Genomic DNA, 13,902 nt, shown 5'->3' with positions numbered 1-13,902 from the left:
GATGTCGGATTACGTCAAAGAGCTGCAAGCCTGGATTATTCAGCGCCAGCCCAAAACTCGCCCTCCGACCAAGCAGGAAGTCCTGGCAACCTTCCTTGGCGTTCAACCCTTCGTAGAGGAAAGCATTGAGACCGGATATAACCTCAAAACCATTTGGGAATACCTGACGGAGCAGAAATATATCTCGTTCCGCTATGAAACGTTTCTGCGCTACGTAAAGCAGTACATCACGAAAGCCCCCAAGCCCTGCACAACCAATAAGCCAGCGAAAGAGAAGCAAAACGTTTCTCGCAAGATCAGCGGATTTTCGTTTGATGCCAAGCCAAATACGCAGGACTTGATATGAATACGCAGCCACGCCGTTTTCCCGCTGTCAGCTCGCAGTCGCGGCGCTACCAACGCGCAACGCAGACACAACTTTGTGTGTTTTTCGCTAGTATTGATGTGGTTTGTTCGTGTTTTTGCCTGCTTTTGGGATGGTTTACGCGCAATTGCGCGACAGCAGCGCAGCATACCTGCGATATCCAAAACACAGTTGCGGGTGATATTGCGGGCAGGATAGGTGAAGTGGTCCCCCCGACAAGTCGACGGTTACCACTTCACTTCCCTTATTCGCGCCAAGGCGCTCAACGCTAATCCTGCCCTGCGGGGCCGAGTCAGTAACAGACGGTTCGAGACGGAGGCAACACATGAATCATTCACAGAAAGTCACCAGGAAGAATACGACACCAATCAAAGTCTATTGCCTGCCGGAAGAGCGTGAACTGATTGAAGCCAACGCCAAACAAGCCGGGCTGAGCGTATCCACTTACCTGCGCAGAATTGGTCAGGGACGCCAAGTGAAAAGCGTCGTCGATGCTGAGCAAGTACGAGAACTGGTTAAGGTAAACGGCGATCTTGGCCGTCTTGGCGGTTTACTCAAACTCTGGCTGACCAACGATGTTAAAGCTGCGCAAATCGGTGTGCCGACCATCAAGGCCGTGCTGAACCGGATTGATACCACCAAAGATCAAATGAGCACCATCATGGAGTCGGTCCTGCGCCAAAGGTGATAGTCATGATTGTTAAACATATTCCGATGCGTTCCACGCACAAATCTGATTTTGCCGGCTTAATCAATTACCTCACCGATGCTCAAAGCAAAGAGCACCGCTTGGGGCACGTTAAGCTGACGAAACTGCCACGCCGATTCCGTCCGGGACGCAATCAGCGAAGTGCTTGCCACTCAGCAGTCGAACACCCGGGCAAAGAACGATAAAACCTATCACCTGATCATCAGCTTCCGAGCCGGTGAACAGCTTGAGCAGAACGTGCTTTCAGAGATTGAAAATCGTGTGTGTGACAGCCTTGGATTTAACGGCCATCAACGTATCAGCGCCGTGCACAACGACACGGACAACCTGCATATCCATGTTGCCATCAATAAGATTCACCCAACGCGCCACACCATGCATGAACCGTATGCCGCCTATCGAACCTTGGCCGAACAATGTGAGCAGTTAGAAAAAGCGTTTGGACTCCAGCAGGACAATCACAAGCCGCAGCAAACTCACAATGCTGCGCGCGCCGCCGACATGGAGCGACACTCTGGCATTGAGAGCCTGGCCGGTTGGATTAAACGTGAGTGTTTAGAAGAGATGAAAGCCGCCCAAACCTGGGCTGAACTGCACGATACCTGCCGCGCACATGGCCTAACGCTATCGGCCAAAGGTAATGGCTTGGTTTTCTCGGCTGACAGTGGCATCACAGTCAAAGCCAGTACCGTTGCGCGCGATTTCTCAAAACCCAAATTAGAAGCACGATTCGGCGCGTTCCAATCGGCTCAGACCGATAGCAATCACTCAGGCCAAGCCGCGCAGCGCAATTACCAAAAGCAGCCGCTAAAAACACGCATCGATACCAGCGAACTGTATGCACGCTATCAGCGTGAGCAACAGACGCTCGCAACTCATAAGGCCGCCGCTTTAGAGCAGCTTCGCCACAAGAAAAACCAGCAAATCATCAACGCCAAAAATAACAACAAGGTTCGCCGCGCCGCCATCAAACTGACCGGCAGCGGTCGATTTACCAAACGCGTACTGTATTCCCAGGCAAGTCAGGCGCTGCAAAGCCGCTTGGACTCTATCCATAAACAATACCGACAAGAACGCCAACAGGTTTATCAAACTCACAGCAAGCGCACCTGGGCAGACTGGCTGAAACACCAAGCGCAACAAGGTGACCAAATCGCATTAGCCGCGTTGCGAGCGCGAGAAGCAGCTCAGGCACTGAATGGCAACACGCTCCAGGGAAACGGGCAGACACGCAAAGACCAGAGCAGTGTGATCGATTCAATCACCAAAACCGGCACCGTTCTGTTTCGCTCCAAAAATGGCGCGGTCCGTGACGATGGTCAACGCCTCCAGGTTTCGACCCAATCCGACTCCGAAGCGATAACTCAGGCGCTGAAAATAGCTCTGGAGCGTTATGGCAATCAAATCAGTGTCAATGGTTCTCCGGAGTTTAAAGCTCGTGTGATCCGCGCAGCGGCAGACACCGGCCTGCCCCTTACTTTCAGCGATAAAGGTCTGGAACAACGTCGATTAGCTTTGCTGTCTGCCAACCATCAGGCCACACCGGCTAAGGCTCAACGCCGTGGTGTTCCACCGATTGGCAAAGCGCCGCCAGGCATCAGGCGCAACACGCTCAGCACTCTTGCTCAGCTTGACGTCATGCGTTTTGACAAACCACAGGAGCAAAGGCCATCGGCGCTGGAACAACGTAAAGCGCAACTTCGCGCTGAAATGGCGCAGAAAAAACAGAAACAAGCCAAGAAGAGCAGAAGTCGATAAACCACTTAAACGTCAGTAAGGAATACACGATGAACATCAGCACAAAAATTTTAGCGGCTAAAATTCGTCTTTTAGCACTCGGCGGGATCATGGCGCACGCTAGCCCTGTTTGGTCCGGTATACCGGTGGCCGACGGCGTTAACCTGCAACAAAACATCATTTCGGCGATGGAAGCCGTGACGCAGACTGCCAAACAAATCCAGCAGTATCAGTCCCAATTGCAGCAATATGAAAACATGCTGCAAAACACGATGGCTCCGGCTTCCTATATCTGGGACCAGGCTCAATCCACAATTCATGATCTGACTCAGGCGACCAATACACTCTCCTATTACCAGAATCAGCTCGGCAGTCTGGACGAGTATCTGGGCAAATTTCAGGATGTGGCCTACTACCGCAGTTTCTCCTTGCTTTTCCTCTTCAGGATGTAGTGAAACGGAAAGGACTGCCATGATCCAAAACCGTCGCTTAGCGTCTGAATCTCAGAAAAAAGCCAACGACGCGTTATTCAACAACCTGGCACTCCAGCAAGACAACTTACAAACCGATGCCCGCCAGCTTCAGCGATTGCAGTCAGCCGCTCAGGGAGCCGATGGTCAGATGGCCGCTATCGGTTATGCCAATCAGCTTGCCAGTAACCAGGCTAACCAACTGCTGCAAATCCGCAGTTTATTGATTGCTCAGCAAAACGCTGTGGGCGCTCGGATGCAGGCAGACGCCGATAAAGAGGCACTGCAACAAGCAGCCCACGAAGCACTTTTTGATTTTGGTTCGCCAACCGACCGTTCTCAAAACAGAGGGTTTTAAGCATGAAAATTACTTCACCTATCACTTTGTGCCTGCTTACGTCATTGCTTCTGCTTGGCTGTGACCAATCCCAAGACATCAAAGATATCGATTGCGACTCACCGGGCCTGACCAAAGCCGAAAAACAACAAGCCAACTGCTTTTGGAACATGGGTGACCCTACCGATCGCAGCCAGAATAAGGGGTTCTGATTATGAAGGCTCGTCAGGTAATGTCCTTGGGCTTGATTGTCCCTTCGGTGACCGCCCATGCTGCCATTAATAACAACGGTGTGCTGGATGATGTCGCATTCCAGTTCATGACGGTCGCCAGTACCTGGATTGGCGTAATGACCAACTATGCCAGTTGGCTGTTCTGGCTGCTTGGTACTATCTCTCTGGTTTGGACCGGAGGAACCCTCCTCCTCCGCCAAGCGGATATCAGGGAATTCTTTGCCGAGTTTATCCGTTTCATCATGACGTTCGGCTTCTTTCTGTGGCTGCTACGCAATGGTCCTGAATTTGCCACGTCCATCATCGATTCACTGAGAATCATTGGCGCAGAAGCTGCGGGGTTACCGCGTGAACTGACGCCATCTGAGCCAATCAGTATCGCGCTGGATATTGTGGCTAAATCAGGCAATGCCTACAGCTTTTCGAGCCCTTTCGACAGCCTGGCGATCTTTATCATCACCCTGCTGATTGTCGTTTGTATGACTATCGTTTCTGCCAACGTGTTAGTGGCCTTGGTGTCGGCCTGGGTACTTTGCTACGCAGGCATCTTTGTGCTTGGTTTTGGCGGCTCGCGCTGGACTTCCGATATCGCGATTAACTATTTCCGTAACGTCCTTGGCCTAGCGTTAAAACTCATGACGATGACTCTCATGATCGGCATTGCGATGTCCATCATGGATTCATTCCTGGTCAACCTATCTGATGACGCTCCCATGCGAGAGCTACTGGTTATTTTCATTGTTGCGCTGGTCCTGGTGCTACTGATCCACTCCGTTCCCAATATCGTTGCCGGTCTAATCCCAGGCGCAGGGGCCGCTGCCAGTTCGGGCAACATCAGTGCCGGAGCAATGGCCGGAGCCGCAATGACCACCGGGGGAATGTCGGCTGGTGCAGTGATGAGTACTGCCGGTGGCGCATCCGCCCTTCAAGCCGCGTTTAAATCGGCGACCAACTCAGAGATGGCTGAGATGATGACAGGCTCAATTGGCAGCGATTCTGCCAAGTCCGAAGAGCCAGGTACAGGTGACACACCGTTTGCCAGAGCCGCAGGTATGGGGCGTGAGTCGAATTGAGTTTCACTGGCCGGTAGACGGTTGGCTAAAGAATCACACACCGAAGTTCTGAGAGAACATATCTCCAGGATTTCACCACCAGGCATAGAGGAGAACAAGCATGGAACTACATTTTCCACCTCAAAACTGGACCGACTTTGGCGCGTTTTTCGCGGTCATGTTCCTGGTAATGCTGGCGTTTTATTTTGCTGGTCAGTGGGCACACTCCACCAAATACAGTAAGCAGCTTTATCGCTTAGCTGACGTGCTGGAAGGGATTCAAAACAAAGTAGCAAACAAGGCGTATCGAGGAATGATGTCGTTGAATAAACAAACCAATAAAACCAAAGGTTGGCCGTTCAAGTAACGCAAATCATAAAGACACACAGGCCGGTGCTCGCAACACCGGCCCGCATTTTCACATTAACCTTCCTGAGAGGTATAACATGACAATAAAACATTATAGTGCACACTTTAAAGATATAAAGTGCTCATTTTTCACCCTGACATATTCTATCTTCAAAGGGTGATCCCATGACCAACAAAACCAATAGCAGCACCCGACAAAATAAGCACCGTTTTAACAAGTATCGAGGGAAAAGGCTCAAAGCAGTACCAGAAACCACTCGTATAGTCTCAGACCGAGTCGCTAAATTCCCGGTACGTAGCTTTATGCTCAAATCTCTGGATATATGCCGCAAAGACGCTCGCCTCCGAATGTATCGAATACTCGAAACCTTAATTGATGCGGTAGATTGGTCGACTTTGCGTATCGGCGTAGCCAAAAAAGAGTTCTTGGATCCGATTACATACAAAGCCTTCATGAAACGCCATGAACGACTGCACAACGAAACGATTCCCCGTTCCACTTGGTACCGGTATATCAAAAAAATTACCGATGCAGGCTACTTAAATAGTATTACTGCAAGAATGAGTACGAGTGAAGGAAAGGTCTTCAACAAGCCCGCTTATAAATGGTTCACGAAAAAATTCATGACTGAACTCGGGTTCAAAAAAGATTGGCTTTCTCAGCAACAAGAGCACGCGCTGAAATCTCTCAAAGCTAAAGGGCTAAGTAATCAATGGCGAGTATTTAAAGGCCACAGTGCTCGCATAACTCATTCTATGGCGATATCACTGCAAACAACGCAGGACTATCGTTATTGCGAAGCAGAGCCTTTTAGCAACGAGAGCTGACGGTACCTAAATCAAGCTCAACACTTCAATGCAACACGCCGGTTTACTCCGGTCATATTCGCACGCCTGGCATCTGGAAATGTGCAATTTTGCGCCACTAATGAGCAATTCTGACCCCACCCCAAACTACAATTTTGACTGCTTTACTCATCAATCACTGTTCAGTTGCCCTTAAAACGAAGCAATTTAACTCGTACAAACCATATCGTCGATAAAGTGAGACTCTAAAACGGGACCACGGGAAGCACGAAAAGTGAGAGCTGTACAGACTTCCTAACCTATTACTTCATGCATTGATTCATGCCTCGTACCTCCCCATGAATCAATGTCTTCGCGAACTAACGTTCGCATAGAATTTGAAAGTTTACGCTGCGCTATGCCCAAAGGGGCAAGCCCCTCTGGACTCCCATCGGGAGCTTGATCACCAGCTGCAAGAACAGCTCACATATTGAGCACCTGAGCATATGATGAGATGATAGTTTTTACGCCAGGAAGGTAATCGACTCAAAACAGCAAAATCTTCTCACCGAGAGAGCCAGACGCAGCATGAAAAGAAAAGCCCCCAATACAGAGCCACCACGCCCCCTCACAGAGGCCGAAAAGGACAACTTGAGGCAAGATATGCTGGAGTCGTCAAAATGGGCCAGAAAGGAGCTGAGAAAGAGAAAAGAAGCCAAATCATCCAGTTCTGAGCAACTAGACCAGGATGGACCAAGACCACTCACACCTGAAGAGATTGAAGATCTGCGTCAGGACATGAAAGATGCATCGGCCAAGATGCAAGAAGAGTTAAAGAAAAGAGGTCCGACTAAGCGATCATAATTTGATTGATCACATCACGTACCCAACGATGTGCACTGTGATTATGAGTACGTTCATGCCAAACCATCCCTACAGAGAACCCGGTTGATGACATAGGTGGAGAGACTATTTTTAGATCAGTTCGACCACTCACTAAGCGCTTCGGAACTAATGCTACAAAGTTGGACTTAGCAACTATTTCAGGAACGATCAGGAATGTAGCTACTGAAAGTACGACATTTCGCGAATAACCAAGCTCTTTTAAAGCTTGATCGTGAGGCGTCAAAAAGTTTCCACCATCAAGAGAAACAACAATGTGTTCAAGTGAGAGATAATCTTCAAAACTCATACTGTCTGAAAGCTGTGGGTGATTTTTATGGCCGATCAGTACATACACTTCATCGTACAAATGCCTAGTTCGTAGCTCGGAAGGAGCCTCTTCCGGCGTCATAAGAGCAAGATCGACCTCACCATTCACAAATTGCTCGTTTAATCGAGATGGCTCTAAATTCCGTAACCCAATTTTAATACCAGGTGCATGCTCCCTTATCGCTTCAATTATGGATGAACCAATAACGGATTGAAGATAGTCGGTGCTAGCAATCATAACCGTCAGATATGCTTTTTCCGGTTCAAAGCTTTGATGTGTCGATAAAGTGTCTCGAACGTGATCTAAAGCCTGACGCAACGGTGCGCGCAACTCCAACGCCTTCGCCGTTGGGATCATTCCGCGACGCGCTGGAATCAGTAACTGATCATTAAATAGATCTCTTAACCGACTTAATTGCGTGCTAACGGCAGGTTGGCTTAGATGTAGCCTGGCTGCTGCTTTACTCACATTTTTTTCTTCCAGTAAGACCTCTAGCGTAGCGAGCAAATTGAGATCTGGTTTTTTGGTATCCATCAAAACTATACCTACACATGAATGTTTAGATTTCAGATATACCAAACTTTCCTACACACTGCATTCGGTATCAAGAAATGATCAGATAGCTCGTTGAAGCACTTTAGGAGAGAGCCATGTCAAAAACCGTCTTAGTTGTTTACGCACATCCTGAGCCAAAGTCACTGACCCGAACATTTGTGTCTAAAACTTTGCAGACATTAGAAAGCCTGGGATATAACGTTCTGAAATCAGATCTTTACAGTATGAATTGGAAAGCCACTTTCGATGAAGCCGACTTTCCCAACAGAGCGAAACTCTGAGAAATTGATGTTTATTCAAGAGTCTGAGCATGCTTATACGACTGCTCAACAAACCCAAGATGTTCACGCTGAACAGCAAAAACTCCTTGCGGCTGATGCCGTTATATTTCATTTTCCACTGTGGTGGTTTGGTATGCCAGCTATTCTAAAAGGCTGGATAGACAGAGTGTATGCGTATGGCTTTGCGTACGGCTACAAAGGACAGGGTAATCGATATCGATATGGAGATGGGATATTCAAAGGTAAGCGAGCGATTCTATCAGTGATGGTAGGAGGACCAAGCCAGGATTACTCACCAAGAGGCATTAATGGTCCTTTAGATGAACTGCTGTTTCCTATCACTCACGGAGCTCTCTTCTTTCCAGGATTCGATGTACTACCAACTCATGCTGTTTATGGTACAGGGAAAGTGGAATCTAGTGTGATTGAAAAAGAACTCAGCTCTTGGAACACTCGCCTTGAGCACCTGTTTGATGAAGCCCCTATACCATTTCGACGACAAGACAGTGGCGATTATGAATCGAACACTCTAGTCAGTCATCTAGCCACGGATAAAACCGGCTTAAGTATCCATATGGATGATTAGTTTCTCATTTTTACGGTACTGAAGCTCCCCACCCCAAAAATTCGTCGGACTTTAATAAGTCAAAAGAAATGTAGTATGTTGTATGTAGCATACAACATACTACAATAACACCCAGTCGTAACATGCCGACGTATATCAAAGCGAGATTTACATGCAGTAAAAAACACTATCACTCAGAGCTATTTGTTTCGAATATAAGATTCTTTGATCTCATGCCAAGATGCCTAATCTCCAACTAATGACTATCTTAAAAATGCAATGATTAATCCAATTGCTGTTAATAGTGCCCCAAAAAATGGAACCTGAAATAAAGACACTCCATTAGTAATGAGTACCCCTCCTAGGAAAGCACCAGCAGCATTACCAAGATTGAATGCAGCAATGTTACAAGAAGAAACCATACTCTTTGATATATCGCTGCTATCAAGTGCCTGTACTTGCAATGGCGGAATAGTTGAAAACATAGCCATACCTAATAAAAAAATCGCAAGACAGGCTGTAGGCTCGGATAATATTGCAATAGGAAACAAGCATAGAACGACAATTAGAAATAATAACGTTATAGTAAGTGCCTTACGAGTTCCTTTGTCAGTCAGTTTTCCACCAAAATAATTCCCAACAACCATACCGATACCGAACAAAACTAAAACTGGCGGTATTAGATTCTCATTCATACCTGTAATATCTTTAAGCATTGGTGAGATATAAGTGAAAGCAGTAAAAACTCCTGAAAATCCGAATGCCGTAATCAATAAGCTTTTAAAAACATTAGGTATTGTCACGACTCTCAATTCATCTATTATCTTGATTTTTGGTGCATTTTTATTTCTTACATTAGGAACAGAGGTTATTATTGCCAATGCAGACAATAAGCCAATAAATGTGACCATAAAGAATGTATAACGCCAACCAGCAAACTGCCCCACCCAGGCACCAATAGGTACTCCCATGATGTTAGCTAACGTCGCACCAAGAAAAACGGCAGATACGGCAGAAGCCCTTCTATCAGCAGGTGCTAATTCGGAAGCATAAACGGAGCTAACACCAAAGAATGAAGCATGAGAAAAAGCAGTTATTATTCTAGCAATAATTAATGTACTAATACTTCCAGATAAACCACACCACAAATTACCTATTATGAATACGATCATAAGAAAAATTAGAACCGGTTTTTTATTATATTTACTAAGCAATGGAGTTAGTAAAGGGGCACCTATTACGACTCCAAACGCATAAGCCGTAATAGAGTAAGCAGCTAGTGTAATAGATATATTAAAATCACGAGAAATAGTGATCAGGAGCCCCATAATTACAAACTCTGTAGTTCCTATACCAAAAGAACCTACAGATAGCGCATATATTGAAGCTGGCATACTTGACGAACGAGAAACAGCGATGTTCATAAAAACCTTATTTCCCGCCATGCTGGCGGGACATTTATTTACTGAAAGAAAAATGCCTGAAATTAATCATTCTATTTATCGATTAATTCAAAATCTCCTTCATTGTATCTTAAGCCATGAACATTATTTGGCGTAAAGATATTATCTATATGTTTAATGTCATCACTGGAGATATTTAATGTGACAGCACCAATATTATCTATTAAATGCTCTATTCTTCTAGCACCAGGAATTGGAACAATATTGTCACCTTTACTCAATACCCACCCTAATGCCAATTGAGCTAACGTACACTCATGCTTAGATGCAATATCTTGCAACTGGTTTAGTAGTTGCTGATTTTTCAATATCGCTTCTTGCTGAAAACGAGGAAGGTTGCGTCGAAAGTCATCATGCGCAAAGCCTGACTGATCCGTTATCTTTCCTGTTAAAAATCCGCGTCCTAACGGGCTATATGGAACAAAGCCGACCCCAAGTTCGTGACAAGCTTTAAGAATGCCGTCTTCTGGTTTCCCGCGTCCAAAGCGAGTATTCTGTCTGGACCGCAGTAATAGAATGGACTTTAGAGGCTCTAAGCAAAGTATCACCAGAGACTTCTGATAAACCGATATGGCGTATTTTCCCTTCTTTGATAAGATCCGCCATAGTCCCGACAACATCTTCAATAGGTATATTTGGATCAACACGGTGCTGGTAGAGTATATCGATAGTATCAATGTCTAACCGTTTGAGAGAACCCTCAACCGCTTCTCTGATGTGCTCTGGTCTACTGTCAACACCCGCCATACGTTCAAGTCCCTGACCTGTAGGAAGGATTCGAAACCCAAACTTAGTTGCGATCTGGACTTTATCCCGAATACCTTTAATCGCTTTTCCGAGTAACTCTTCATTCTGAAAAGGACCATATACCTCAGCTGTGTCTAGAAAGGTAACTCCCATATCAACAGCAGTATGAATAGTATTAATCGCTTGAGATTCTTCAGCACCTCCATACGCAAAACTCATTCCCATACAACCAAGCCCAAGTGTTGAAACTTCGAATTGTTCTTTTCCGAGATAACGTGTTTTCACTTATTTGTCCTTACTTACCTAGTGTTTTTATATGTATACTTTCATTCCAAACCCAAAACAATTAACATATATTTAATGCACTATTAGAAGATTATAAACAATGAAAAACATTCCCGAATTACAGCATATTGAAATGTTAATGCTTATTGTGAGACACGGAAGTTTTCGCAAAGCAGCAAAAGAATTAAATGTATCACCTCCGTCTCTGACAACAGCCATAAATAATTTGGAGGAAAAGCTAGGAGTGAGGCTTTTAAATCGTTCAACAAGAAGCCTCTCGCTGACAGTTGTGGGTGAAGAGTTCTTAAATGATGTTATACCTATTTTTAATCAATATCGAAAAGTCATTGATAATATAAATAGTTATAAAAATAAGCCCGAAGGCGTCATAAAGTTAAACTTACCAAGAGTAGCACTTGATATTTTTTTCAAAGAATATTTATTAAAATTCAAAAATGAACATCCTAATATAACTTTAGAGTTATTCACAACAGATAGAATGATTAATATCATTGAATCAGGTTTTGATGCAGGAATTAGATACAATCATGATGTACCTAAAGATATGGTTGCAATTCCAATTGGAGATAAGCCATCCCTTATTCCAGTAGCCAGCCCTATCTTTTTAAAAGAATTTGGCATCCCAGAAACCCCTGAATCACTGACCAAATTCAAGTGTATAAATCGTTGTTTCCCTAGCGGAAAAATATATCGATGGGAGTTTTTAGATACCGAGGGAAACATAAGAGAAATATCTGTAAATGGAGATCTTGTTCTTGATTCTGATATGGCTATGATTCAGGCCGCGGAATCCAATATAGGTATAGCTTTCGTCTACGAACACTTAGTCAAAGATAGAATAAACAAAGGTCATCTTGTTCGTTTGTTACCTAACTATAATTATCCATCTGAACACTTCTGCATTTATTACCCAAGTCGAAAATATGTTCCTGTGTCTTTGCGAACTTTAATAGATTGGGTTAAGTCTAGAAATACAGACTCCTAAAGCAAAAATCGCGCAATCGAAGACAACTTCAGACCTTGAAGTAACATGGCGAGGAAGAAGAGTGATAGACCCAGCATGAAAAGAAAAACCCCCAATACAGAGCCACCACGCCCCCTCACAGAAGCCGAAAAGGAAAACTTGAGGAATGATTGCAGGAGTAGTCAAAATGGGCCAGAGAGGAGCTTAGAAAGAGAAAAGAAGCCAGAGCATCTCGTTCTGAGTATCTAGATCATGATGGACCAAGACCACTCACACCTGAAGAGATTGAAAATCTACGCCAGGACATGAAAGATGCATCGGCCAAGATGCGAAAAGAGTTGGAGAGAAGAGGCAAGGCTAAGCGATCATAATTTGATTGCTCACTATAGGTACTGTTTGGAATGTGAATATGGTAAAAATTTAACTACTGACGCGAGACTGTCCTGATTTCTGTGTAATTGTCTAAGCTTAAGCCTTAAAAGGCTAAGGATAGACATTATGGATAAGAAAGCACTGGAAGCATTTGCGCGTGAAGCCGCCAAATCAATCAAGACAGAATCCGATCTGGATGACTTCCGTAAAATGTTAACCAAGGTGACTGTTGAAACGGCGCTTAATGCTGAACTTGATGAGCACCTTGGTTATGAAAAACACGCGTCAAAACCCAGTACCAACTCCCGCAATGGGTACTCATCAAAGTCGATCATCACTGATGATGGTGACGTTCCAATTGAGGTGCCTCGCGACCGAGAGGCAAGCTTTGAACCCCAGTTAGTTCGTAAGCATCAGACCCGATTCCAATCCATGGATGACAAGATCTTAAGTCTGTATGCGAAAGGCATGACCACCCGAGAGATCGTCGCCACATTCAAAGAAATGTACGATGCAGATGTCTCCTCCACCTTGGTATCTAAGGTCACTGACGCCGTTCTGGAGCAAGTTATCGAGTGGCAATCTCGTCCTCTGGATGAAGTGTATCCCATTGTTTACCTTGACTGTATCGTGGTCAAAATTCGCCAGGACAAGCAAGTCATCAACAAGTCGGTTTATCTAGCACTCGGCGTCAATATGGAAGGTCAGAAAGAGCTACTCGGCATGTGGTTATCTGAAAACGAAGGGGCTAAGTTCTGGCTGAATGTGCTGACGGAGTTACAAAATCGGGGCGTCAAGGACATCCTCATCGCTTGTGTTGATGGGCTAAAAGGCTTCCCTGACGCCATCAACACCGCTTTCCCTAACACTCAAATCCAGCTCTGCATCGTCCATATGGTGCGAAACTCAATGAAATATGTGCCGTGGAAAGATTACAAGGCGGTTGCTGTGGATCTGAAGGCCATCTACCAATCGAAAACCGAAGATGAAGCCTTGCTAGCATTAGAGAAGTTCGCTGATAAATGGGACGCTAAGTACCCTCAAATCAGCCGCTCTTGGACAACTCACTGGGCTAATCTCAATACGCTGTTTAACTACCCTGAGGACATCAGGAAGGCGATTTACACGACTAACGCCATCGAGTCGTTGAACAGCGTGATTAGAAAAGCCATCAAAAAACGTAAGCTGTTCCCAACAGATGAATCGGCAAGAAAGGTCATCTTCTTAGCGATCCAGGATGCATCCAAGAGGTGGACAATGCCTATCAGAAACTGGCGACAGGCCCTGAACCGCTTTATGATTATGTTCGAAGACAGACTGCGTGATTATATGTAACCCCGACAATTACACAGAATTATTTACAGTCTCACTGACGCCAT

The 13,902-nt window shown here is 45.4% G+C and carries 14 protein-coding genes and 2 pseudogenes; 13 read left to right on the top strand and 3 right to left on the bottom strand.

The features are described 5' to 3' along the window. The first annotated feature begins 1 nt into the window (after position 1). From ABDK09_09840 to ABDK09_09795, 10 genes and pseudogenes are all read left to right on the top strand, one after another. Complete coding sequence (locus ABDK09_09840; protein ID XAW89877.1) at positions 2 to 346, top strand: TraK family protein; 345 nt, start codon at positions 2 to 4, stop codon at positions 344 to 346. 343 nt (positions 347 to 689) lie between these two features. After that, complete coding sequence (traJ, locus tag ABDK09_09835; protein ID XAW89876.1) at positions 690 to 1,052, top strand: conjugal transfer transcriptional regulator TraJ; 363 nt, start codon at positions 690 to 692, stop codon at positions 1,050 to 1,052. Positions 1,053 to 1,057: 5 nt separating this feature from the next. Continuing rightward, on the top strand, positions 1,058 to 1,258 hold the full coding sequence (locus tag ABDK09_09830; protein XAW89875.1) for a hypothetical protein: 201 nt from the start codon (positions 1,058 to 1,060) through the stop codon (positions 1,256 to 1,258). Continuing rightward, positions 1,215 to 2,831, top strand: a complete 1,617-nt coding sequence (gene traI / locus ABDK09_09825; GenBank protein XAW89874.1) for a TraI/MobA(P) family conjugative relaxase — start codon at positions 1,215 to 1,217, stop codon at positions 2,829 to 2,831. Before ABDK09_09830 ends, traI begins: the two co-directional genes overlap by 44 nt. A gap of 29 nt (positions 2,832 to 2,860) precedes the next feature. Beyond that, a pseudogene (gene trbJ, locus ABDK09_09820) lies at positions 2,861 to 3,638 on the top strand (P-type conjugative transfer protein TrbJ). 2 nt (positions 3,639 to 3,640) lie between these two features. Further along, entirely contained in the window at positions 3,641 to 3,829 is a 189-nt protein-coding gene (locus ABDK09_09815) for a hypothetical protein (protein ID XAW89873.1), read from the top strand. Positions 3,830 to 3,831: 2 nt separating this feature from the next. After that, on the top strand, positions 3,832 to 4,923 hold the full coding sequence (trbL, locus tag ABDK09_09810) for a P-type conjugative transfer protein TrbL (GenBank protein ID XAW89872.1): 1,092 nt from the start codon (positions 3,832 to 3,834) through the stop codon (positions 4,921 to 4,923). A gap of 100 nt (positions 4,924 to 5,023) precedes the next feature. Then, a complete protein-coding gene (locus ABDK09_09805) occupies positions 5,024 to 5,269 on the top strand; it encodes a hypothetical protein (GenBank protein XAW89871.1) in 246 nt (81 codons plus the stop codon). A 167-nt stretch (positions 5,270 to 5,436) separates the two neighbouring features. After that, positions 5,437 to 6,099, top strand: coding sequence for a hypothetical protein (locus ABDK09_09800; GenBank protein XAW89870.1), 663 nt, complete (start codon positions 5,437 to 5,439; stop codon positions 6,097 to 6,099). Positions 6,100 to 6,645: 546 nt separating this feature from the next. Then, the gene (locus tag ABDK09_09795; protein XAW89869.1) at positions 6,646 to 6,921 is read left to right on the top strand and encodes a hypothetical protein; all 276 of its coding nucleotides are present in this window, start codon (positions 6,646 to 6,648) and stop codon (positions 6,919 to 6,921) included. Here ABDK09_09795 and ABDK09_09790 read toward each other — a convergent pair. Next, the gene (locus ABDK09_09790) at positions 6,908 to 7,804 is read right to left on the bottom strand and encodes a LysR family transcriptional regulator (protein XAW89868.1); all 897 of its coding nucleotides are present in this window, start codon (positions 7,802 to 7,804) and stop codon (positions 6,908 to 6,910) included. The two genes, ABDK09_09795 and ABDK09_09790, sit on opposite strands and share 14 nt — an antisense overlap. A 267-nt stretch (positions 7,805 to 8,071) precedes the next feature. Here ABDK09_09790 and ABDK09_09785 point away from each other — a divergent pair, with 267 nt between their 5' ends. Next, positions 8,072 to 8,692, top strand: a complete 621-nt coding sequence (locus tag ABDK09_09785) for an NAD(P)H-dependent oxidoreductase (protein XAW89867.1) — start codon at positions 8,072 to 8,074, stop codon at positions 8,690 to 8,692. 242 nt (positions 8,693 to 8,934) lie between these two features. Here the strand turns inward: ABDK09_09785 and ABDK09_09780 are convergent, their stop codons facing one another. Together ABDK09_09780 and ABDK09_09775 are read right to left on the bottom strand one after the other, a co-directional pair. Continuing rightward, positions 8,935 to 10,095 (bottom strand): MFS transporter, encoded by a 1,161-nt coding sequence (locus ABDK09_09780; GenBank protein XAW89866.1) that lies wholly within the window; start codon positions 10,093 to 10,095, stop codon positions 8,935 to 8,937. A 71-nt stretch (positions 10,096 to 10,166) separates the two neighbouring features. Continuing rightward, positions 10,167 to 11,100: pseudogene (locus ABDK09_09775) on the bottom strand (aldo/keto reductase). Between the two features lie 166 nt (positions 11,101 to 11,266). On the opposite strand from ABDK09_09775, the gene ABDK09_09770 reads away from it, so the two are divergent. After that, positions 11,267 to 12,172: a LysR family transcriptional regulator gene (locus ABDK09_09770; protein ID XAW89865.1), complete on the top strand. Its 906-nt coding sequence runs from the start codon at positions 11,267 to 11,269 to the stop codon at positions 12,170 to 12,172. A gap of 477 nt (positions 12,173 to 12,649) precedes the next feature. Beyond that, positions 12,650 to 13,858, top strand: a complete 1,209-nt coding sequence (locus ABDK09_09765; protein ID XAW89864.1) for an IS256 family transposase — start codon at positions 12,650 to 12,652, stop codon at positions 13,856 to 13,858. The last annotated feature ends 44 nt before the right edge of the window (positions 13,859 to 13,902 follow it).

The organism is Vibrio sp. CDRSL-10 TSBA (assembly GCA_039696685.1).
GTDB lineage: Bacteria > Pseudomonadota > Gammaproteobacteria > Enterobacterales > Vibrionaceae > Vibrio.
Note: the sequence above shows the minus strand (reverse complement) of the source record. Positions and strands in the feature narration are given on the sequence as shown.